This window comes from Pseudomonas guariconensis (genome assembly GCF_900102675.1).
Taxonomy (GTDB): Bacteria; Pseudomonadota; Gammaproteobacteria; order Pseudomonadales; family Pseudomonadaceae; genus Aquipseudomonas; species Aquipseudomonas guariconensis.
On sequence record NZ_FMYX01000003.1, the window covers coordinates 394,584 to 416,864 of the forward strand.

General features: G+C 61.8%; 19 protein-coding genes and 1 tRNA gene. 11 read left to right on the forward strand and 9 right to left on the reverse strand.

Translation table 11 applies throughout. The features are described from left to right. Positions 1 to 39: 39 nt before the first annotated feature. Positions 40 to 1,182 carry a 4-phosphoerythronate dehydrogenase PdxB gene (gene pdxB / locus BLS27_RS07190; RefSeq protein ID WP_090343867.1) on the forward strand — a complete coding sequence of 381 codons (1,143 nt, stop codon included), beginning with the start codon at positions 40 to 42 and terminating at the stop codon, positions 1,180 to 1,182. Between the two features lie 144 nt (positions 1,183 to 1,326). Here pdxB and BLS27_RS23790 read toward each other — a convergent pair whose 3' ends face one another. Next, positions 1,327 to 1,500 (reverse strand): PA1571 family protein, encoded by a 174-nt coding sequence (locus BLS27_RS23790; RefSeq protein ID WP_167358070.1) that lies wholly within the window; start codon positions 1,498 to 1,500, stop codon positions 1,327 to 1,329. A 263-nt stretch (positions 1,501 to 1,763) separates the two neighbouring features. Here BLS27_RS23790 and BLS27_RS07195 point away from each other — a divergent pair, with 263 nt between their 5' ends. The 3 genes from BLS27_RS07195 to mqo all read left to right on the forward strand — a co-directional run bounded on the left by BLS27_RS07195 (position 1,764) and on the right by mqo (position 7,340). Continuing rightward, entirely contained in the window at positions 1,764 to 3,527 is a 1,764-nt protein-coding gene (locus tag BLS27_RS07195; RefSeq protein WP_090344035.1) for an ABC transporter transmembrane domain-containing protein, read from the forward strand. A 190-nt stretch (positions 3,528 to 3,717) separates the two neighbouring features. Continuing rightward, entirely contained in the window at positions 3,718 to 5,334 is a 1,617-nt protein-coding gene (locus tag BLS27_RS24375; RefSeq protein ID WP_070573395.1) for a methyl-accepting chemotaxis protein, read from the forward strand. 419 nt (positions 5,335 to 5,753) lie between these two features. Beyond that, complete coding sequence (mqo, locus tag BLS27_RS07205) at positions 5,754 to 7,340, forward strand: malate dehydrogenase (quinone) (RefSeq protein WP_043206707.1); 1,587 nt, start codon at positions 5,754 to 5,756, stop codon at positions 7,338 to 7,340. Between the two features lie 203 nt (positions 7,341 to 7,543). Here the strand turns inward: mqo and BLS27_RS07210 are convergent. Together BLS27_RS07210 and BLS27_RS07215 are read right to left on the reverse strand one after the other, a co-directional pair. Then, positions 7,544 to 7,620 (reverse strand) — tRNA-Pro (locus BLS27_RS07210). Between the two features lie 82 nt (positions 7,621 to 7,702). Beyond that, positions 7,703 to 7,924: a YgdI/YgdR family lipoprotein gene (locus BLS27_RS07215; protein ID WP_043206706.1), complete on the reverse strand. Its 222-nt coding sequence runs from the start codon at positions 7,922 to 7,924 to the stop codon at positions 7,703 to 7,705. A 178-nt stretch (positions 7,925 to 8,102) separates the two neighbouring features. Here BLS27_RS07215 and moaB point away from each other — a divergent pair, with 178 nt between their 5' ends. After that, positions 8,103 to 8,642 (forward strand): molybdenum cofactor biosynthesis protein B, encoded by a 540-nt coding sequence (gene moaB / locus BLS27_RS07220; RefSeq protein ID WP_043206705.1) that lies wholly within the window; start codon positions 8,103 to 8,105, stop codon positions 8,640 to 8,642. Positions 8,643 to 8,664: 22 nt separating this feature from the next. Further along, entirely contained in the window at positions 8,665 to 9,852 is a 1,188-nt protein-coding gene (locus BLS27_RS07225; protein ID WP_090344037.1) for a molybdopterin molybdotransferase MoeA, read from the forward strand. On the opposite strand, the gene BLS27_RS07230 is transcribed toward BLS27_RS07225, so the two are convergent. Further along, complete coding sequence (locus tag BLS27_RS07230) at positions 9,841 to 11,088, reverse strand: glycosyltransferase family 4 protein (RefSeq protein ID WP_043206704.1); 1,248 nt, start codon at positions 11,086 to 11,088, stop codon at positions 9,841 to 9,843. The genes BLS27_RS07225 and BLS27_RS07230 overlap by 12 nt on opposite strands. A gap of 183 nt (positions 11,089 to 11,271) precedes the next feature. Here BLS27_RS07230 and yegS point away from each other — a divergent pair, with 183 nt between their 5' ends. Then, on the forward strand, positions 11,272 to 12,159 hold the full coding sequence (gene yegS, locus BLS27_RS07235; protein WP_043206703.1) for a lipid kinase YegS: 888 nt from the start codon (positions 11,272 to 11,274) through the stop codon (positions 12,157 to 12,159). Here the strand turns inward: yegS and BLS27_RS07240 are convergent. From BLS27_RS07240 to BLS27_RS07250, 3 genes are all read right to left on the reverse strand, one after another. Continuing rightward, positions 12,143 to 12,802: a response regulator gene (locus BLS27_RS07240; RefSeq protein ID WP_043206702.1), complete on the reverse strand. Its 660-nt coding sequence runs from the start codon at positions 12,800 to 12,802 to the stop codon at positions 12,143 to 12,145. The two genes, yegS and BLS27_RS07240, sit on opposite strands and share 17 nt — an antisense overlap. Further along, positions 12,792 to 13,688, reverse strand: a complete 897-nt coding sequence (locus BLS27_RS07245; RefSeq protein WP_043206701.1) for a sensor histidine kinase — start codon at positions 13,686 to 13,688, stop codon at positions 12,792 to 12,794. Before BLS27_RS07245 ends, BLS27_RS07240 begins: the two co-directional genes overlap by 11 nt. Before the next feature lie 370 nt (positions 13,689 to 14,058). Next, positions 14,059 to 14,574, reverse strand: coding sequence for a hypothetical protein (locus BLS27_RS07250; RefSeq protein ID WP_043206700.1), 516 nt, complete (start codon positions 14,572 to 14,574; stop codon positions 14,059 to 14,061). Between the two features lie 343 nt (positions 14,575 to 14,917). Here BLS27_RS07250 and BLS27_RS07255 point away from each other — a divergent pair, with 343 nt between their 5' ends. Further along, on the forward strand, positions 14,918 to 15,853 hold the full coding sequence (locus BLS27_RS07255) for a chemotaxis protein (protein WP_043206699.1): 936 nt from the start codon (positions 14,918 to 14,920) through the stop codon (positions 15,851 to 15,853). 58 nt (positions 15,854 to 15,911) lie between these two features. Continuing rightward, a complete protein-coding gene (locus tag BLS27_RS07260) occupies positions 15,912 to 16,715 on the forward strand; it encodes an MOSC domain-containing protein (protein WP_090343869.1) in 804 nt (267 codons plus the stop codon). A 328-nt stretch (positions 16,716 to 17,043) separates the two neighbouring features. Here BLS27_RS07260 and BLS27_RS07265 read toward each other — a convergent pair whose 3' ends face one another. Then, positions 17,044 to 18,972: a transglycosylase SLT domain-containing protein gene (locus tag BLS27_RS07265; protein ID WP_090343871.1), complete on the reverse strand. Its 1,929-nt coding sequence runs from the start codon at positions 18,970 to 18,972 to the stop codon at positions 17,044 to 17,046. A gap of 221 nt (positions 18,973 to 19,193) precedes the next feature. On the opposite strand from BLS27_RS07265, the gene BLS27_RS07270 reads away from it, so the two are divergent. Beyond that, positions 19,194 to 21,128: an ATP-binding cassette domain-containing protein gene (locus tag BLS27_RS07270; protein ID WP_043206696.1), complete on the forward strand. Its 1,935-nt coding sequence runs from the start codon at positions 19,194 to 19,196 to the stop codon at positions 21,126 to 21,128. Between the two features lie 106 nt (positions 21,129 to 21,234). Here BLS27_RS07270 and BLS27_RS07275 read toward each other — a convergent pair whose 3' ends face one another. Continuing rightward, positions 21,235 to 21,678 carry a universal stress protein gene (locus tag BLS27_RS07275; RefSeq protein WP_043206695.1) on the reverse strand — a complete coding sequence of 148 codons (444 nt, stop codon included), beginning with the start codon at positions 21,676 to 21,678 and terminating at the stop codon, positions 21,235 to 21,237. Positions 21,679 to 21,786: 108 nt separating this feature from the next. Here BLS27_RS07275 and BLS27_RS07280 point away from each other — a divergent pair, with 108 nt between their 5' ends. Further along, entirely contained in the window at positions 21,787 to 22,224 is a 438-nt protein-coding gene (locus BLS27_RS07280) for a hypothetical protein (RefSeq protein ID WP_043206694.1), read from the forward strand. Positions 22,225 to 22,281 lie beyond the last annotated feature (57 nt).

A 22,281-nucleotide genomic window follows, 5' to 3' on the forward strand; every position in this document is an offset into this window, starting at 1 on the left:
AATAGGGCCTACACTGCGCTCCCCTCACAGGAGAGCGCCATGCTGATAGTTGCCGACGAGAATATCCCGCTGCTCGATGCTTTCTTTGCCGGGTTCGGCGAGATTCGCCGCTACCCAGGCCGCAGCATCGACGCCGCCTGCGTCAAGGACGCCGATGTGCTGCTGGTGCGTTCAGTGACCCAGGTCGACCGGCGACTGCTCGAAGGCAGCCAGGTGCGTTTCGTCGGTACCTGCACCATCGGCACCGATCACCTGGACCTGGACTACTTTGCCCAAGCAGGCATTCACTGGAGCAGTGCACCAGGTTGTAACGCCCGTGGCGTTGTGGATTACGTGCTGGGCAGCTTGCTGACCTTGGCCGAGCTCGACGGTGCCAAGCTCAGCGAGCGGGTTTATGGCGTCGTCGGCGCAGGGCAGGTCGGTGAGCGCCTGGTGCGGGTGCTGCATGGCCTGGGCTGGAAAGTGCTGGTCTGCGATCCACCTCGCCAGGCGCGCGAAGGTGGGGACTTCGTCAGCCTCGACACTCTGCTGCAAACCTGCGATGCAATCAGCCTGCACACTCCACTGCAGCGCGATGGCGAGTACCCCACCTGGCACTTGCTGGGCGCCGATCAGTTGGCGCGCCTGCGCCCTGGTGCCTGGCTGATCAATGCCAGCCGTGGCCCGGTGGTGGACAATCAGGCCCTGCGCGAGCTGCTGCTCGATCGCGAGGACGTGCACGCGGTGCTCGATGTGTGGGAGGGCGAGCCGCAGGTGAGCCTCGACCTGGCCGACCTGTGCACCCTGGCCACGCCGCACATCGCCGGCTACAGCCTGGACGGCAAGCAACGGGGTACGGCGCAGATCTATCAGGCGTTCTGCCGCTGGCGGGGGGAGCCGGAGCAGGTGCAATTGTCTGAACTACTGCCTGCCCCGGCGCTGGCGCAGATCGATCTGGACGCCAGTTGTGACCCGGCCTGGGCATTGGCGACGCTGTGCCGTGCGGTCTATGACCCGCGTCGGGACGACGCCGATTTTCGTCGAAGCCTGAGCGAAGACCCCGCTCAACAGCGCGCCGCATTCGACCTGTTGCGCAAGCACTACCCACAGCGGCGGGAGATCGAAGGGCTGGCGGTACACCTGCGTGGCGAGGCGCCGCAATTGGCGCAGATGGTCTGCGCGCTGGGTGGTGTGCTGGTCTGATTCGGCAGGTTGAAACTGCGGCGTTTCCATTGCCAGAGGGAGGCTTTCGAAGGGGGCTTTTCCTTCAAGCGGGTTTCGAGCAGACACCAACGGGCGTGCAAATAAAAACCCGGCGCATGCGCCGGGTTGTAAGGAATGCTTGGCTCAGGCCTTTTTAACGCGTTCGACCCGGCTTTGCTCCAGGTCCTTGCAGGCCTTCTGGATCATCTGCTCGGTGATCGGGATTTCCCGCCCCTGTGCATCGATGATCGAACCACAGACCTGAGGTTGTGGTGGGTTGGGGGCCTTGGGTGTTTCACTGCCATGTTGCAGGCTCATTTCCTGTCTCCTCATCAGGTTCAAGCTCAGGATAAACCGTTGCCGTGACTGCCTTGTGACATATCCCTTGCGTCGCGGCAGGGGTAGTCCACCAGAAAGTTCATGAAAGCTCCAGCTTCGTTTTAGAACGAAAGCGCATAGGGACTGATCTATGCTCCCTTGCACGGCGTCTCGCTTGTTAACGATGGCTGCAGACGCTGTACAGTTCCGCATTGTCCGATGAGTGGTAGGCTGCAGGCTCTTCGCAGTGGATGGCCCCTTTCATGCCTGAACCGGTTTCCGTGCGTCAACGTCGGGCTCTGCGCCTGGCCTGGCAGTTCATCCGTCCTTACCGCAAGCAAGTCGTGTTGGCATTGCTGGCTTTGATCGTGACGGCTGCCATCACCTTGTCCATGGGGCAGGGCATTCGCCTGTTGGTGGACCAAGGCTTCATGACCGGTTCACCGCATCAGCTCAACCAGACCATCGGCCTGTTCCTCGTGTTGGTGCTAGCCCTGGCAGTGGGAACGTTCAGCCGCTTCTACCTAGTTTCCTGGATCGGTGAGCGCTGCGTGGCGGATATCCGCAGGGCGGTGTTCGATCACCTGCTCGGCCTGCATCCGGGCTTTTTCGAGGACAATCGCAGCTCGGAGATCCAGTCGCGGCTGACGGCAGACACCACTTTGCTGCAATCGGTCATCGGCTCGTCGTTGTCGATGTTCCTGCGCAACGCCTTGATGGTCGCCGGCGGCGTGGTACTGCTGTTTGTCACCAACCCCAAGCTCACCAGTATCGTGGTGCTGGCCTTGCCGCTGGTGCTGGCGCCGATCCTGCTGTTTGGCCGGCGGGTACGCAGCTTGTCGCGCCAGAGCCAGGATCGGGTCGCCGATGTCGGCAGCTATGTCGCCGAGACCTTGGGCCAGATCAAGACCGTACAGGCCTATAACCACCAGCCGCTCGATCGCGAACGCTTCGCCGAGACTGTGGAGGCGGCCTTTACCGTGGCCCGGCGGCGTATCGCCCAGCGTGCTTGGTTGATCACGTTGGTGATCGTGTTGGTGCTGGGCGCGGTGGGGGTGATGCTCTGGGTCGGCGGCATGGACGTGATAGCAGGGCGCATCTCCGGTGGCGAGCTGGCCGCGTTTGTGTTCTACAGCCTGATCGTCGGCAGCGCCTTCGGTACCCTCAGCGAAGTCATCGGCGAGCTGCAGCGCGCAGCGGGTGCGGCTGAACGTATTGCCGAACTGCTGGCAGCACGCAGTGCGATCCTGACGCCGGCCCAGCCCAGCGAGCAGGTGGCGGGACGGGCGAGCGGGCACATCGAACTGCGTGAGGTGCACTTTGCCTACCCGTCGCGCCCGGGCGTGGCGGCCATTGACGGCCTGAGCCTGATCATCGAGCCGGGGCAGACCGTGGCTTTGGTCGGACCGTCCGGCGCCGGGAAGTCGACCCTGTTCGACTTGCTGCTGCGTTTCTACGAGCCCCAGCAAGGGCAAATCCTGCTCGATGGGCAGGCGATCACTGCGCTGGACCCCACTTGCTTGCGCCGGCAGTTCGCTCTGGTGGCGCAGACCCCAGCATTGTTTCGCGGCACGGTGGAGGCCAACATCCGCTATGGCCGACCCCAGGCCAGCCTGGCCGAAGTCGAGGCAGCGGCGCGCAGTGCCTATGCCCATGAGTTCATTGAGCAACTGCCTCAGGGCTACCAGACACCACTGGGTGAGGCAGGGATCGGCTTGTCCGGTGGACAGCGCCAGCGCCTGGCAATCGCCCGGGCCTTGCTGGTGGATGCGCCGATCCTGCTGCTCGATGAAGCCACCAGTGCCTTGGATGCGCAGAGCGAATACCTGGTCCAGCAGGCCTTGCCGCAGCTCATGGCCGGGCGCACCACGTTGGTCATCGCCCATCGCCTGGCCACCGTGCAGCATGCTGATCGCATCGCGGTGATCGACAAGGGGCGAGTGGTGGCGGTGGGCAGTCATCGTCAGCTCATCGAGCAAAGCCCACTTTATGCGCGCCTGGCTGCGCTTCAGTTTGCAGCGGTATAGCGCGCAATGCGCTTGTAACATTTCTGTAGCAATTGCCTGAGACTATCTAGCTCAACTGTTGCGTAAGTGCTCGACCTGGCTGCTATCGATCGATGGCAGCTTTTTTTTGGCCTGCGAACGAAGACAAGGACGTCTTGTGCGGCAGCCTTCGGCCTGTCGTTTCCCCAAGCCTTGCTTGCGAGATCTCCCGATGTTGCATAAATCCCTCAGAGTGCAAATTCTCACCCTGCTTGGCGGCAGCCTGGTGGCGATGCTGCTGATCGCCTTGGTGTGCTTCCAGTTCCTGTCCGCCAACGTGCGCGGCTATGCCGCGCTGGTCGATGGCCCGTTGCGTGATTCGCAGTTGATCGACGAGGCCAACCTGCAGTTCAAGATCCAAGTGCAGGAATGGAAGAACGTGTTGCTGCGTGGTCGTCAGAGCGCCGAGCTGGACAAGTACTGGCAGCAGTTCCAGGCCCGCGAACAGCAGGTACAACAGTTGCTTGAGCAGTTGATCGGCGCCAGCGACGGTGAGCTCAAGGCGCGATTACAGCACTTGCGCGACAGCCACCGGCAATTGGGCAAGGCCTATGCCCAGGGGCGTGAGGCGTTTCTGGCCGCAGGTGGTGATCCGGTTGTGGGTGACCAGGCGGTGAAGGGCGTGGACCGCGCCGCCAGCGAGCAAATGAGCGAGTTGGTCGAGCATTTGCGAGCCGACGCCCACGAGCGTTCGACAGAACTCAGCGCCGCTGCCCAGCGTACGGTGTGGCTGGGCATGTTGGTGATGCTCGCATCGGCGGTGCTGGTGGGCCTGTTCAGCCTGTGGCTGGTCAACCGCAGCCTGGTCGAGCCGATCCGTGGTTTGATCGAATATGTGGCGCAATTGAGCCAAGGCCGCTTCGGCGCTCGGGTTGACAGCCGTCGACAGGACGAACTGGGCCGCCTGGCCCGTGCCGCCAATACTTTGCGGGACTTCCTGGCCGAGACCGTTGGCCGGCTCAAGGACAACGCCGATGAGCTGGAAACCGCCAGCGGTCAGTTGCGCACCCTCGCCGGGGGAATGGCCCGGGGCACGGATGATCAGTTCCAGCGCACCGACCAAGTGGCCACGGCGATGCACGAGATGTCCGCCACCGCGCAGGAGGTGGCGCGCCACGCAGCCGAGGCTGCGCGGGCGGCAGACGATGCCGACCACAGCGCCCAGGCCGGGGAGCAAGTGATGCAGGCAACCATCGACATCATTGGCGTGGTCAACCGTGAAATTGCTGGCACCGCCCAAGTGATCCGCGAACTGGAAAGCGACAGCACACGTATCGGTAAGGTTCTGGAAGTGATTCGTGGTATCGCCGAGCAGACCAACCTGCTGGCGCTAAATGCCGCCATCGAGGCGGCCCGCGCTGGTGAAGCCGGACGTGGTTTCGCAGTGGTGGCCGACGAGGTCCGCAGCCTGGCCCAGCGCACGGCTGCGTCGATCGCTGAGATCAACCAGATCATCGACGCCGTGCAGTCCGGCGCGGTACACGCGGTCAAGGCTATCGAAAGTGGCCAGCGACGCAGCGAGGAAGGCGCCGAGCAGGTCGAGCAGGCAGGGCAGATGCTGCAGCGCATCACCACGGCGGTGGAGGCGATCCGCGACATGAACCGGCAGATCGCAACGGCAGCTGAGGAACAGACCAGCGTTGCCGAAGATATTTCCCGCAACTTGGTGGAGATCACCCGCATCGCCACGGCCAACCAGCAGGCCGTGCAGCATACCGAGCAGGCAGGCCAACGCCTGCATGGTCTGTCCGGGCAGCTGGCTGAAGTCACCTCCCGGCTCAATGCCTGACCAGGTTCTGGGCCGCTTGGCGGCCCAATCGCCACACAATGCCGTTCACACCGGTTTCGAACCTCTCCCACAATCTTGAGGGGGAAACCCGCCATTTCTCTTCTGGCGACCTGTCCCATGTGGCGGATTGTCGCCAGCGAAACCGCTAAAGATGGCCTGCGACCAAACGTCCTGGCTATTAGTCGTTGGTCTTGGCGTAACTGGCACAACTTCTGCTTAAGGGCGAGCGGGGCCAAGGCCCACGGCAATCCTGTCCCGATCCTTCGAAACCCCAGGCGTTGACCTTCAGCGGTCCTGCTGGCCAGTTGCCGCAGGATGTAGCGTCGCTGACGCGAAGGTCACGTGAGTCAGAACAACAACCGGGCGTGCACAGCAAGGGCAGCGAAAGGCCAGTCACTTCACTTCAATTGGATTGAATCATGAAAAAAATCCTGCTGACGCTCCTGTGCCTGAGCGTCATCGGTTGCTCCAAGCCCGGTGAACCGGAAAAAACGGTCGACGTCCTGCTGATTGGCGGCGGCATCATGAGTGCGAGTCTGGGGACCTACCTCACTGAGCTTGAGCCGGACTGGAAGGTCGATGTGTACGAGCGCATGGACCAAGTCGCCGAAGAAAGCTCCAACGCCTGGAACAACGCCGGTACCGGCCATTCGGCCTTTTGCGAGCTGAACTACACCAGCGAAGGCAAGGACGGCAAGATCGACATCAGCAAGGCGGTCAACGTCAACGAGCAGTTCGAGGTGTCCAAGCAGTTCTGGGCCTATCAGGTCGAGCAGGGCGTGCTGAGCAACCCGAAATCGTTCATCAACAACGTACCGCACATGAGCTTCGTCTGGGGGGATGAGAACATCGCTTTCCTGCACAAGCGCGTCGAAGCACTGCAGCACAGCTCGCTGTTCCGTGGCATGGAGATTTCCGAGGACCACGAGCAGATTCGCAAGTGGGTGCCGATCGTGATGGAAGGCCGCTCGCCCGAGCAGCGGGTCGCGGCCACCCGTATGGCCATTGGCACTGACGTGAACTTTGGCGAGATCACCCGCCAGCTGTTCGCATCCATGACTCGCAACCCGAACGTGCAATTGCACCTGCGCCACGAAGTGCGTGACATCGTGCGCAACGATGACGGTACCTGGAATGTGGTGGTGGCAGACCTGGCCGATGGCGGCAAGCAAACCCGCGTCAATGCCAAATTCGTGTTCATCGGTGCCGGTGGTGGCGCGCTGAAACTGCTGCAGAAGTCCGGTATTCCGGAGGCCGAAGGCTATGCAGGCTTCCCGGTAGGCGGACAATTCCTGATGACCGACAATCCGGACATCGTTGCTCGTCACAAGGCCAAGCTGTATGGCAAGGCTTCGGTCGGCGCGCCGCCGATGTCGGTGCCGCACCTGGACACTCGGGTGATCGATGGCAAGGAGGTGCTGCTGTTCGGCCCGTTCGCGACCTTCTCCACCAAGTACCTGAAGAACGGCTCGCTGCTGGACATGTTCGCGTCGCTGACCAGCCACAACATCATGCCGATGATGCACGCCGGTATCGACAACATCGACCTGAGCACATACCTGATGGGGCAACTGATGCTCAGCTTCGATGACCGCATGAACGCCCTGCGCGAATATTTCCCCAACGCCAAGAACGAAGACTGGAAGTTGCTCCAGGCTGGTCAGCGCGTGCAAGTGATCAAGAAAGATCCTGAGCACGGCGGCATCCTGCAGTTCGGTACCGAAGTGGTCGCCTCCGAGGATGGCACTATCGCAGCGCTGTTGGGCGCCTCGCCAGGTGCTTCCACTGCCGCGCCGATCATGCTGACCGTACTGGAAAAGACCTTCAAGGATCGCATCAAGAGCCCGCAGTGGCAGGCCAAGCTTCAGCAGATCGTGCCGACTTACGGCCAGAAGCTGAACAACAACCTGGAGCTGACCAACAAGACGCGCGAATGGACCAGCTCGCGTCTGCAATTGCTGTACGTACCTGTGCAGCCCGAGCAAGCGCTGGCCGAGGCGCAATAACGATGGATTGAAGAACGCCCTGCGGGGCGTTTTTCTGTCATGGCGGGGCCAATCTTCGCGGGTGACCCGCCTCCACAGATGCAGCGTTGTGCAGGAGTGCAGTATCGGCCGGTGGGGGCAGGGTATATGCGAAAAGGCTGCACCGTTATTTTTCGGGCACAACAAAAAGCCCGCGCAAGGCGGGCTTTTTGAAAATGAGGATTTGGTCGGAGAGACAGGATTCGAACCTGCGGCCTTCTCGTCCCGAACGAGACGCGCTACCTGGCTGCGCTACACTCCGATGAACAAAATCCTACTGCATCGTATTTTTCAACGCAAGCCCTTGTTGCGAAAAGGGGGTTTTGCAAAAAGGGCCTGTCAGATCACAGCTCTTTGACCGTGCGGATCTGGTCTTTGTTGATGCGTGTACGCTTGCCATCGAGCTGTTCAAATTCGTAGAAACCGGAGTCCTCATCATAAGAGGGGGTATCCACTGCCTGGATCTCGCGGCCGTCGTTCAGCGTGATGACGGTTGGCGATGCGCAACCGGCCAAGGCACCCAGGCCGAGGGCGAGCAGGAAGGCGGGAAGGGTCCGTTGAATCATTGCTTTTCTCCAGTACGATCGTGCTTGATAAGTAGTAGGACGCTCGGTGTCCATGCAAGTTCCTTCTCAGTGCAGCATAGCGGCATTACGCCGGCATTGACGGAGAACAATGCCGGCGTCGCGGCGTGCTGGGCTGTGATATAACAACCGCCATCTTTTCCTCCTGCGACGCACTCTCATGAAAGCCAAGGCAGACATCCCCTTCGTTGCGCTGAATATCGCGGTGCTCACCGTCAGCGATACCCGTACTTTCGAGACCGACACGTCTGGCCAGCTGTTCGTCGACCGCCTGAGTGCGGCCGGGCATCGACTGGCAGAGCGTGTGCTGCTCAAGGACGACCTCTACAAGATTCGCGCGCAAGTCGCCACCTGGATCGCCGATGAGCAGGTGCAGGTAGTGCTGATCACCGGCGGTACCGGCTTTACCGGCCGGGATAGCACGCCGGAGGCCGTGGCGTGCCTGCTGGACAAGCAGGTCGAAGGTTTCGGCGAGCTGTTCCGACAGATCTCCGTGGCGGACATCGGCACCTCTACCGTCCAGTCCCGCGCTTTGGCTGGCTTGGCCAATGGCACCCTGGTGTGCTGCCTGCCGGGCTCGACCAACGCAGTGCGCACCGGATGGGACGGCATTCTTGCCGAGCAGCTCGATGCGCGTCACAGGCCGTGCAACTTCGTGCCTCACCTGAAGCAGGCAGCGGCCTGTGACAGCCGTGGTTGAGGTCAAGCAGGCCCGGCCCCTGATGCCGGTTGAAGAAGCCCTGGAGCGCTTACTGGCGCTGGCCGAGGCCGCGCCGATCAAGGACAGCGAAGCAGTGGCCCTCGCGGACGCCGAAGGCCGGGTATTGGCCCGCGACGTGGTGGCCGGCCTGGACCTGCCGCCTTGGCCGAACAGTGCCATGGACGGCTATGCGTTGCGCCTGGTCGACTGGCAAGGCGAACCTCTGCCGGTGAGCCAGCGCATTTTTGCCGGCCATGCCCCGGCACCGCTGCAGCCGGGCACCTGTGCGCGGATCTTTACCGGGGCGCCACTGCCTGAGGGCGCCGATTGTGTGCAGATGCAGGAAAACGCCGAGGTCCTGGAAGACGGGCGGGTGCGCTTGCTCGAGCCGCTCAAGATCGGCCAGAACGTGCGCCCGCAAGGGCAGGAGACCCGCATTGGCGAGCACGTGATCGCTGCCGGCACGCGTCTGGGGCCGATCGCGTTGGGCCTGGCGGCCACCCTGGGCCATGCTCGGCTTGAGGTGGTACGCAAGGTCCGTGTGGCTGTGCTGTCCACCGGCGACGAGCTGGTGGAGCCGGGCCTGCCGCTAGGGCCAGGGCAGATCTACAACAGCAACCGGCGTCTGCTGGTCAGTTGGTTGCAGCGCCTGGGCTGCGAAGTGCTGGACGTGGGGATTCTCGCCGATGACCTGCAGGGTACTCGTGACTGCTTGGCCGGACTGGGCGAGGTCGACTTGATTCTGTCCACCGGTGGTGTCTCGGTGGGCGAGGCGGACTACCTTGGCATGGCCCTTCGCGAGGCCGGCGAGCTTGCGTTGTGGAAGCTGGCGATCAAACCGGGCAAGCCCCTGACATTCGGGCACTTCCGTGGTGTGCCGGTGATCGGCCTGCCGGGTAACCCGGCTTCGACCCTGGTGACCTTCGCCTTGCTGGCCCGCCCGTATCTGTTGCGCCGCCAAGGCGTCGAGAAGGTCACGCCGCTGCGCTTCACCGTTCCAGCGGGGTTCGAATGGACCAAGCCCGGCAGCCGCCGCGAATACCTGCGCGCGCGAATCGAAGAGGGCACGGTGCGAATCTACAAGAACCAGAGCTCCGGTGTGCTGCGCAGTGCAGCTTGGGCCGAGGGGCTGGTGGAAGTGCGAGAAGACACCACGGTGCGCGAGGGCGACAACGTGGTGTTCATCCCCTTCAGCGAGCTACTTGGCTGACCGACCAAGCCACACGTTGCCCAGGGGCGAGGCATCTGCCGGCCCCAACTGGCTCAAGCGCATGTGCACGTTCATCAGCTGCTGCGCCGCGACGCTCCAGTCGTGGCGCTGGCGTGCGAACTGCCGGCCAGCCTCGCTCAACTGGCACATGCGCCAGGGCTGGTTGAGCAGTTGAGTGATCAGCAGCGCCAGTTGGCCACTGTCATCGCTGCCCAGGTAATGCTCGCCATTGTTGGCTGCCAGGCCTGACACACCTTTGCTGGTGGTAATGACCGGCAGCCCGGCGGCCATGGCTTCAAGGATTTTCACCTTGGAGCCACCTGCGTAGCGCAGCGGTGCAAAGAACAGCGCCGAGCGCCGCTGCAGTTCGCGCAGGTCCGGGCGATAGCCGATCCACTCGATGCGCGGGTCGTTCCAGTGCAGTTTCCAGCTCGCTGGCAGGGCATGCCCGGCGATAGCCAGGCGCACGGCCGGGTTGCTCATCCAGACCTGAGGCAGGATTTCTTCGAGTGCCCATTCGATGGCTTCGAGGTTGGCGCCGTATTCGAAATTGCCAACGAACAGTAGACGCTGGCTGTGGTAGGCAGGGTGCACGTCCTGGTAGAAGTCACAATCCACGCCATTGACCACTACGTTCACCGGCCGGCCGCTGATGTGGCTGATCAGCTCGGCATCGTGGGCGCTGACGGCAACCACTTCGCTGGGTTGACGTAGAACGCGCTGCTCCCAGCGCCGATAGCGCCAGCGGTCGAAGGCATTGAGGGGACGCAACCACAGTGGCAACCGGTCATGACAGGCCGCGCCCATCACCGATTCCAGATTATGCTCACTGAGCACAAAGGGCAGGCGGCGGGTCTGCAGGGCCTTTTCGAAGGGCTGGAAGCTGTAGCTATGTTCGATCTGGATGATGTCCCAGGGCTCGTCCAGCAATTGCTCGAAGCGATGGCGCAGACAAGGCGCTAAACCGTTGATGATGGCACGCATCGGGTAATCGATGATGGGGGAGGCCAGCAGGTTGAGCGGGCTGTGCAGCGGGCGCCTGGGCAGGACGATCAGACGTTCGACCACCGCCTCCAGTGCTTGCCGGGCGGCGTCACCAAGCGGGACTTTGGACTGCACCAGCAAGGTGATCCGGTGGCCTTGGCGCGTCAGTTCGCGCATGAGGTGATATTGCCGGGTCTTGCTGCCGCTGGTGGTGGGCCAGGGCAGGTAGGGCAGTGTCCAGAGTATACGCATGGCCCCGCTACCTCATCGTCGGCTGGTGTGGTCGGTTCGGTGTATTGCAGTAGCTTAGTCAATAAAATGGCCTGGTGGCCGTGCAGGTGGTCAGATAGCCAAGTATCTGGCGGAAGCTGCATGCAGCAATGAAGCGCTGCCGATGGTCGAGATTGAAAACCGCAGGTTTCAAGGAGTGGCGTGATGGGCGAACGCAAGGCGATGTTGATCCTGCATGGCAAGCAAGCCATGAACGAGGAGGTGCGCAGCGCCGTGGGCGGGCTGCGCGAGCGCGGTTGGACGCTGGACGTGCGCCTGACCTGGGAGGCCGGGGATGCCCAGCGGTGGGTCGCACAGGCATTGGCCGCAGGTTTTCGGCAGGTGGTGGCCGGTGGTGGAGACGGCACCTTGAGAGACGTGGCCGAGGCCATGGCGCAGGCTCGCTCGGATGCCAGCCTTGCACTGCTGCCCTTGGGCACGGCCAATGACTTCGCCAAGGCCGCAGGTATACCGCTGGAGCCTGCGGCGGCTCTGGACTTGCTCGAGCAGCCGGCACGGCCGGTGGATCTGGGCAAGGTGGGTGATCAGATGTTTCTCAACATGGCCACCGGTGGGTTTGGCAGCCAAGTTACGGCCAATACATCCGAAGATTTGAAGAAAGTACTAGGCGCCGCGGCCTACCTGTTCACTGGTCTGTCTCGTTTCAGCGAGCTGCAGGCGGCATCGGTGGAGCTTCAGGGGCCGGATTTTCATTGGCAGGGCGAGTTGCTGGCGCTGGGTATCGGCAATGGTCGTCAGGCGGGCGGTGGGCATGTGCTGTGCCCCGATGCTTGGGTGGACGATGGCTTGCTGGATATCGGTATCTTGCCTGCCCCCCAGGAAATGATCGGTGCTTTGCGCGATCTGCTTGCCGGAGAGGGGTTGTTCGTGAGGGCTCGGCTGCCTTGGGTCGAGATCAAGAGCTCACAGGGGGTGGACATCAACCTCGATGGCGAGCCGTTGCAGGCCGACAGTCTGCGCTTCGAGGCGTGTCCGGCCGCGTTGCGCCTGCATTTGCCGGCGGACTCGCCCTTGCTCAGTCGTCCAGGCTGATGATCTTCTCGCGAACGGCGAACAGCACCAGGCCGGCCACGTCATAGATCTGCAAGCGTTTCATGATCTGCGAGCGGTGGGTTTCGACTGTCTTGATCGATAGGCCCAGGCCGTTGGCGATTTCCCGGGTCGACTTGCCGCGCACGATCAGACGCAGGATCTCCAGTTGGCGAGCGGTCAGGTTGTGGCGCTCGCCCGCCGTTTGCTTACCGTCCTGGGCGTGAAGCAAGGCTTGGTTGATCACGGTATGGGCAATCGCCGGGCTCAGGTAGCGCTCGCCGTTGTGCAGGGCGGCCAGGGCTTGTTCCAGTTCGTTGGCCGTGGTGTCCTTGAGCAGGTAGCCATGGGCGCCGCTTTCCAAGGCGCGCATGATCAGATCCGGATCGGTGTGCATGGAGAGGATCAGTACTTTGCACACGAAACCGTTTGCGCGCAGTTGGCTGAGAGCGTCCAGGCCGCTGGTCGAGCGCATGGAGATGTCCAGCAGGACAATGTCTGGCGTCACGCGCTGCACCATCTCCAGTAACTGGCTGCCATCATCGGCTTCGCCTACTACCGAATAGCCAGGAATATCGGTCACCAGCGCGCGGACGCCCGCGCGGATCAGCGAGTGGTCGTCCACCAGCAGCAATCTACAGGTCATGGGAGGCGGGAGTCCTGGCGCGCTCTTCGGTGCGCGGTGGCCATGGGAACAGCGCGTCGATCCGGGTGCCCTGACCCGGTTGGCTGGAGATGCTCAGCGTGCCTTGCAGGGCCGCCGCGCGTTCAAGCATCCCAGCCAGGCCTCGTTGGCCGGCTTCGGCCGGGTTGGCGGCGGGCTCGAAGCCCTGGCCGTCATCCTGGATCGACAGGCTCAGGCCCGCAGGCGTGCGGCGCAGGCTGATCGTGAGATTGCACGCATGGGCGTGACGCAGCATGTTGGTCACCGCTTCCTGGGTGATCCGGAATGCGGCCATGGAAACCGCTTCGTCGATACCGCCGAGGCGCTGATGGCACTCCAGGCTCCAGTGAACATCGCTGCTCTCCAGGGTGCGCACCAGATGGGCCCGCAGGCTCGCCTCCAGTCCCAGACTGGCCAGTTGACGCGGGTTGAGAATCGCCGAGACGTCCCTGACATTGCTCAATGTGCTTTCGAGGGTCTTGCGCAGGGTCTGGCAGTGCTCTTGAAGCTCTGCCGGAATGCGCCGCTGTAGCCAGTCGAGCTGAAGCTTCGCGGCCGTGAGCGATTGGCCTATATCGTCATGCAACTCTCGGCTTAGGCGCTGGCGTTCGCCTTCCTGGACCTTGAGCATACGGTCGGCCAGTTCCGCTGGGCGCAGGCTGATCGATCTTGCCCACTGGCGCCAGTGCCAGAGGATCCCGATCAAGGCAATCGATTGCAGCAGTAGCAGGCTGGCGGGCAGGGGGAGGGCGCGTACGGCAAACGTTAGGTTGGCGAGCAGTGATCCCACGCACAGCAACGCGGTCGCCCAGCGCAGCAAGGTGGCGCGGGAGCGGCAATGCTGAGGGAGTTTCAAGCGTGGAAGCATAGATAGAAAAGCCACTGAATTGTTGCTGTTGGAGGCCTTGCATGGGACTGGTCAGAGGCTTTGGCGTCCTGCTTTCAAGCACTTGCCGACGACGGTTCACTCAATTGAACAATACCTGCGGCGCGTGCATTCAACTGCGTGCATGGTATCACTTCAAGTTGATTTGGTCGCGGTGGCCGGTGGCTTGAAACCTCAGGTTTTTCGGGGCCATGCAGGGGCATAGCCCAACTCGACAGATATCAAAACGCCATTATTCATTGAAATGGTTTTTCTTCAAGCGCAACTAATACGTACATGCCTGCTAGAGCGTTTTCCGAACTAAGAAAAACTTTGCGCTTTGTATTTTTTATTGTTTGTTCGTCACAAACGCTCAGTGCCGGTGACCGGGCACCACGACGGACGAGGCAAGATGGGTTTGGGACAGGTGAGGGTGGGTGCACAGGTCGCCGCGCGACTGGCAGGGCCCGCACAGTTCCGGACGAGGTTGCCCCAGGGCGTTCGCCAGTTCTTCGAGCAACAGGGACTGCTCGGCGGTATCCAGGTTCAAGCGGCCTGTCGTCGCATCGACCAGCTCCAGCTGCCAAGCCAGTAGATTCATGCAGGCATGCAGCGTGCTCAACGCCTGCTCGCCCAGATGATGTTGCTGCTGGCAGACGGGGGCCAGCAGTTGCTGGAGCGCGGCGGTGTAGCGGGCGACTTCAAGCAGCCCAAGCGCGTCAGCACGACGGGCTAGGGTGTCGAGCGTCTCGTTCAGGCATTGGCATGCATCGGGATCGTTATCGATCAGCTCCAGATGCTGAAGGCATTCCTGGGTTTTGGTCAGCCATACCTGTGCATCCAGCAGGAAATCCTGCAGGGCGCCGTTGTTCAGTGGTGCGCTGTCCATCATGAAACGCCTGCGCACGGGGCAGGAGGATCTGCGCTTGGCAACACCGAGACCGTCGCTAGCAAAGCCTGACTCCATTCATGCATTGAGAATGGCGTCACATTAATGGCTATTGGATACGGGGAACATCAGGTCGCACCCGATTGCTACTAGGGGATTCCCTGATGGCGGTCGGATAAATGATGAGTCGGCAACGGATATGTCCGCGCAGGCAGTAAAGCATGATGTTAAAGTGATATCAAATGTCGGCAATACAATTTCCCTGAGGGGTCAAGCTGCGCGCAGTTGCGCCGATACAAGACAGATGAATTCACATTCCTGACTCAAGCCTGGGGGTTTTCCAATGGCTGGTATTCTCGATACGGTCGATCAACGTACACAACTGGTAGGTGAGAACCGCCTGGAAATCCTGATGTTCCGACTGGCGGGGCGCCAGTTGTTCGCCATCAACGTGTTCAAGGTTCAGGAAGTGCTGCAACTGCCGAAGCTGACCTTGATGCCGCAGCGCCACGCCTTCGTGTGTGGTGTGGTCAATCTGCGTGGCCAGACACTGCCGGTGATCGACCTCTCTCAGGCGATCGGTATGCGGCCCCTACAGCCCGGCCCGGACAGCACCATCATCGTCACCGAATACAACCGCTCGGTGCAGGCCTTTCTGGTGGGCGGCGTCGACCGCATCGTCAACATGAACTGGGAAGCCATCATGCCGCCGCCGTCCAGCGCCGGTCGCCAGCACTACCTGACAGCGATCACCAAGGTCGATGAGCAGTTGGTGGAGGTGATCGATGTGGAAAAGGTCCTGGCCGAGATCGTGCCCTACAACACACGCGTCTCGCGGGACAAGCTCGATGACCCGGTCCTGGCGCGCGCCCGCGGTCGTGAAGTGTTGTTGGTGGATGACTCCAGCGTGGCCTTGGTTCAACTGCGCGAGACTCTGTCTCAGCTCGGCATGAAGCTGCACGTGGCAAGCGATGGCCTGAAGGCATTGCGCATGCTCAAAGGCTGGGCGGATGCCGGAGAAGATGTCTGCGAGAAACTGCTGATGGTGTTCACCGACGCGGAAATGCCCGAGATGGACGGTTACCGCCTGACCACCGAGATCCGTGGCGACGCGCGCCTGCGTGGGCTTCACGTGGTGCTGCATACGTCGCTGTCGGGCAGTTTCAACGAATCAATGGTGAAGAAGGTTGGCTGTGACAACTTCCTTTCCAAATTCCAGCCTGACCGCCTGGTGGATGTGGTGCGACAGCGCCTGATGCTGGATCACGCCACAGCCTAGTGGCCTGCCGTGGCCGGGTATAAGCTTGGTATTTTCGGCTGGCTCGAGGCGGGCAGGGATGTTTTTGAGTGCGTTGTATCGATACCCGGTGAAATCGGGGCAGGCCCAGAGCCTGGTGGACTCGCCGGTTGACCTTCTGGGGTTGCGGGGTGACCGGCGCTGGATGGTGGTGGAGCAGGACAATGGACGCTTCCTCACCCAACGCGCCTGGCCAGGCCTGGGACAAATCAATGCCAGCTACGACGAGCATGGGCAACTCTTGCTCCAGGCCCCAGGGCAGGCGCCTTTGGCCGTTCCCGTACCCGGAGTCGATGACGACCTGCGTGGTGTTACCATTTGGCGTGACACACTGCGAGTACCGGACGCCGGCGATGCCGCCGCAGCCTGGTTGAGCGAACTGCTCGGCAAGTCGGTTCGCCTGGTGTATTGCCCAGAGCAGCGGGCGCGTTATCTACCTAATGGCTATGGCCTGAACAGCGACCGGGCGGCGTTCCCGGACGGGTTTCCGTTGCTGCTGATCGGGCAAGGGTCGCTTGACGAGCTGAACCGGCGGATCGGACGCCCCATGGAGATGTTGCGGTTTCGCCCGAACCTGGTGGTGGAAGGGGCTGCGCCTTTTGCCGAGGACGGCTGGAAGCGGATTCGCATTGGCGAGTTGACCTTTCGGCTGCTCAAACCTAGCGTGCGATGCATCTTGACCACGCTTGACCCTGCCACGGGGGAGCGCAGCGCGGATCGTGAGCCTTTGACGACACTGAAGACGTTCCGGCAGAAAGAAGGGGACGTGTTGTTTGGGCAGAACGTGGCGGCCGATGGACCTGGGGCGTTGCGGGTCGGGATGGCGGTCGAGGTGATCGAATAATACGTTGTGGCTGGCTTGTTTGTTCGTTGGTGATGGTTTGAGGGGCGTGGGTGTATCCGTTTGATTTATTGACGGTTAGTCACCTTTGCGCCCTCACGACGGGTCACTTTGGTCTTGGCCAACGTAACCAAAGCCGCTGTGCCCCCGCGTACGCCCCGCAAGTCACCGCAGCGAGGGGACTCCGGAGCGTAGCGCAGGGGCCGGATGTGGGAGCCAACGGTTTTTGCCTACTTTTGCCCAAGAGCAAAAGTAGGTCGCCGTAAAGGCGAAAAGCGTCGGTGGCGCCCCACCCAGAATGGATATTCACACTATCCGAAAGCCCAAGCCCTCACATATCGTCGAAATACCGTTCGTGCCAATCCACCAACGGCTGCGGTGAGTTCAGCTTCTGCCCGTAGATCACCGAATAAGACAACACGTTCTGCACATACTGGCGTGTTTCGTCGAATGGGATCGACTCCACCCACACATCGAAGCTCAGATGCTTGGCCCCTTTGAGCCACTGCCGCACCCGCCCGGGACCTGCGTTGTACGCCGCCGAGGCCAAGACCCGATTGCCATTGAACTGCCCATGCACCTGGCTCAGGTAAGCCGCACCAAGCTGGATGTTCTTGTCCGGATTGAGTACCTGCGAAGGCGAGGCCAGCGGAATGTTGAATTTGCGCGCTGTCTCCTTGGCCGTGGCCGGCATCAGCTGCATCAGACCACTGGCTCCCACACTGGAGCGGGCGTCTTCCATGAAGGCGCTTTCCTGGCGGGTGATGGCGAATACCCAGCTCGAATGCAATCCGCGCACCTTGGCTTCGCGCACCAGCGTGTCGCGGTGAGCCATGGGGAAGCGGATGTCCAGATCATCCCAGTACTGGGCCTGACTGATCGTACGGATCGCTGGGAAGTACCAGCGCAGGTCGTAGGCCAGGCGGGCCTGGGCGACCATCTCGTCGCGGTTGAAGTGGCGGCTGACGTGGTACCACTCACGACGACCTTCGACGATCTGGCCGCGAGCATGGAACTCCAAGGCGCGACGCACTCCGGGGGTGTTGCGTACCTTGTTGATCACCTGCTGGCTCAGCATCAACGGCTTGTTGTTGAGCTGGTAGGGCGTCTGTGCCCGATCGGCGGCGAGGAATCCATAGAAATCACGCTCGCGGGCCACTGTCTTGTACAACAGTGGGATTTGGGGGTTGTTCGGCTGCGCCAGCTCCAGGCTACGGGCCTGCCAATAACGCCACCGGTTGCTGCTGGCCAAGTCCTGAGGCAAACGCTTGGTCAACTCGTAGGCGTCTTCCCAGCGACCCAGGCGCAACAGCAGGCGCAGGCGCCACTCACTGACGGTATTGTCACGCAGCTCGGGGTCGTATCGGGTCATCAGGTCCAGGGCGCGCGGGTCGTAACGGCGTGCCAGGGTCAGGCCGATTTCGCGGGCGATGGCGACCTTCTCGTCGCGCGAGAAGTGCATGCGCTGGGCGTAGTCGTCGAGCAGTGACATGGCCCGCTCTGGGTCCTGACGCGCCAGGCGACGCAGGCCCAGGCTGACCACATCGGACATGGCTTCGTTGACGGGCGTAAAACGCGACGGCTGGTTGAGCAGCTCCGGCTTTTGCGCCACATCGATCAGCAGTCGGCCCTGGGGGGCGAGGGTGGTCAGGGTCTTGACCAGGTTATTGGCCAGGCTGTAGTTGCGCGCCTGGGCCGCGAGCTTGGCCCGTTGCCAGCGTTTGGCCTCGGTCAGCTGGCCTTCGGCCGCCCACAGGCCGAACAGGGTGTCGCAGGCGGCAGGTTGCGACTTGCCGACGTTCCACAGTTTTTCGGCGCTGGCAAAACCTTCGGCGCGCAGGCCGTGGGTGAGCTGGTACTGGCCGTTCAGGCAATCCAGTTCTGTGAAGTTGAGCTTGGGGTCGTAGTATTTGACGAAGGTGTTCCATTCGCCGCGTTCGGCCAGCCAGCGTAGCCAGCGCAGTTTCATCCAGTTGGCCTGGGGCAGGTCGCCATGCCGGGCGAGGAAGCCTTCGATTTCTTCGTTACTGGCGCTCTTGAGGCGGGCGGTGAGCTCGTCATAGGCCAGGTAAGGTGTCAGCGGATAATCACGAAGCGCATTGGCGTAGCGCAGGTAAGGCCCCTTGTCGCCCTTGGCCAGGGCGCGCTTGGCCTCATCGTAATATTGACGCTGCTGAGTGATATCGATGGCCTGTGCCGCGCTCGCGGTGGTGGCGGTGAGCAGCAGGCAGGAAACGAGTTGGAACAGGCGGCTGCGCATGAGACGTCCGGGCAAGTGAACCAAGGAAAAGTGACGGCGAAGCCAGCACTGTTGGGATCTATTGCCTTAGCTTAGCCGTTTGCCGGCAGCGGGTGAAAGCACTGTGCTTGTATCCAATCATTATCTTCGACCGGATGTCGCAACGTCTGCGGGGTGCAGTCTGGCTAATGCCCGCAAGGGGCAAGTCAGGTAGAATGCGCGCCCGGTTTTTGGAGAAGATTATGACCCTGCTCAAATTCAGCGATGTGTCCCTTGCGTTCGGCGCCATGCCGCTGCTGGACAAGGTGTCCTGGCAGATCGCGCGTGGCGAGCGGGTGTGCATCATCGGCCGCAACGGCACTGGCAAGTCGAGCATGCTGCGCCTGGTCAAGGGCGAGCAGAAGCCTGACGACGGCGAAATTTGGCGTGCTCCGGGCCTGAAGATCGGCGAATTGCCGCAGGAATTGCCGGTTGCTGACGAGCGCACAGTGTTCGATGTGGTGGCCGAAGGCCTGGACGGCGTCGGCGCGCTGCTGGCCGAGTATCACCACTTGAGCCAGAACATTCAGGGCGATGCCGACCTCGAGAAACTGATGCACGTCCAGCATGAACTCGAAGCGCGCGATGGATGGCGACTGCAGCAAGTGGTGGAAAGCACCCTGAGCCGTCTGCAGCTGCCCGCTGACAAGACCCTCGCCGAGCTGTCCGGTGGTTGGCGTCGGCGTGTGCTGCTAGCCCAGGCGCTGGTGTCCGAACCGGACCTGCTGCTGCTCGACGAGCCGACCAACCATCTGGACATCGGTGCCATCGCCTGGCTCGAGGAGGCCCTCAGCGGGTTCAACGGGGCCGTGCTGTTCATCACTCACGACCGTTCCTTCCTGCAAAACCTGGCTACCCGCATCCTGGAACTGGATCGCGGCGGTCTGATCGACTGGAACGGCGATTACGCCAGCTTCCTGGTACACAAGGAGGCCATGCTGGCCGCCGAGGAAACTGCCAATGCGCTGTTCGACAAGCGTCTGGCTCAGGAAGAGGTTTGGATTCGCCAGGGCATCAAGGCCCGGCGTACCCGTAACGAGGGTCGTGTGCGCGCCCTGAAGGCATTGCGTGTCGAGCGCGGCGAACGTCGCGAGCGCCAGGGTAAGGCGAACATCCAGATCGAGGTTGCGGACAAGTCCGGCAAGCAGGTCATGACGCTCGAAAATGTCAGCTTCGCGCACGCCGATGGCCCGATGCTGGTCAAGAACTTCTCCATGGTCCTGCAGCGCGAGGACCGTATTGGCCTGCTGGGCGCCAACGGTACTGGCAAGACGACCTTGCTCAAGCTGATGCTGGGCGACTTGGAGCCCACTTCGGGCAAAGTCGAGCGCGGCACCAAGCTTGAGGTCGCCTACTTTGACCAGTTGCGCCATCAACTGGACCTGGAGAAGACGGTAATCGACAACCTCGCGCAAGGGCGGGACTTCATCGAGATCGACGGCCAGAGCCGGCACGTGCTCAGCTACCTGGGCGATTTCCTGTTCAGTCCACAACGTGCCCGTACGCCGGTCAAGGCGTTGTCCGGGGGCGAGCGGGCGCGGCTGTTGCTGGCCAAACTGTTCAGCAAGCCGGCCAACCTGCTGGTGCTGGACGAGCCGACCAACGACTTGGATGTGGAGACCCTCGAGCTGCTCGAGGAAGTGCTCTCCAACTTCAAGGGCACCGTGCTGATGGTCAGCCATGACCGGGCATTTCTCGACAACGTGGTGACCAGTACCCTGGTGTTTGAAGGCGAAGGCCGGGTGCGTGAGTATGTCGGTGGCTATGAGGACTGGATCCGTCAAGGTGGCTCGCCGAAGTTGCTCGGCGTTGCCGAGAGCAAGGGCGGCAAGGCCGAGCTGGGCAGCGCCGTAGTGGAAAAGCCTGCGGAGCAGGCGGCACCGGCTGCAAACCTTGCGGCTGCTGCGTCGGATCCGGCCAAGAAGAAGCTGAGCTACAAGCTGCAGCGTGAGCTGGAGGCGCTGCCAGGGCTGATCGATGAATTGGAGCAGCGCATGGCTACGGTGCAGGAAGAGGTCAATGCCCCGGGCTTCTATCAACGACCGATCGGTGAGACCTCGGCGGTGCTGGCCAAACTTGAGCAGATGCAAAGTGAGCTGGATACGCTGGTCGAGCGCTGGGCTGAACTGGAAGGGTAAGGCTGTCTCAGGCCATCAGGGCGCCTGGCGCCCTGCCGCAGGCTTCGCCAGCCCAGGACCAAGCTGGTGAAACCTGCGAGTGGCTGTTGGATGCCCCTGGGGGCGTTTAGCCTTCTTTTTTCTGCAGGCGTACGGCCAGGACGTCACAAGGCGCGCCATGCAGCACATCGTTTGCGGTGGAGCCAAGCAGCAAGGCAAGACCGTGGCGGCCATGGCTGCCAACTACGATAAGGTCGCAGTTCTGGTCCTTGGCCAGTTGATGGATTTCTTGACGTGGCTGACCGTAGGTCAGGTGCGAGTCGCCACGGTTGATGGTCGGATACTTGTTGAACAGGCGATCCATGCGCTCCTTGGCCTGATCGAACTGTTGCTGCTGCAATTGCGACAAGTCCATCGGCACGTCGCCACCGAAGGCCATGGCCATGGGTTCGACGATGTGCACCAGCGAGACCTTGGCTCCAGTAGGTTCGGCGAGCTTCATGGCGCGCTTGATCACCGGGTCGCATTCTTCGGTCAGGTCGACAGCAACCAGAAGATGTTCGTAGGACATGGTGGTACTCCTGACATTTGCGATAGTAGAAGTATGGTCGCTTTCGGGCCGAGTGCCGAGAAACCTGGCTAACCAGCTCATTTGCAACGCTTTATGGAATCTACAGATATGACGGTATGGCTGGTGGTGTCAATCCTTGCGCTGATTCTGAGCCCTATGGCCTGGTTGCGCCCTTCGCGAAAACAGAGCGAGCAGATGAATCTACGTCTGGAAGGCCGGCGTATGGGGTTGGCCATGCAGCTGGCGCCTCAGCAGTGGCCTCATTGGCTGGAAAAAGAGCCTCCCAGCCCCTGTCCGCAATACCATCGAGCCCGGCGCAAGGGGAGCGACGATACCTGGTGTTATTGGCAGGTCACGCCGGGGGTTTGGTGGAACCAGTGGCGCGAGCCCTGCGCAGACCCGCGCCTGAATGAAGCCTTTGCGCGCCTGCCGGCAACGGTCTACAAAGTCGAAGCCGACAGTCGCATGCTGGCCCTGTACTGGAGCGAGCGGGGCGACAAGACTGTTTTGCAGGATATTGCCCGCGTGCTCGAAACCCTCGCTTGATCTCTACCCTCCCTGGGCCGCTTTTCGCGGCCCCAACAGCGTAACGCCTCTGCCTTG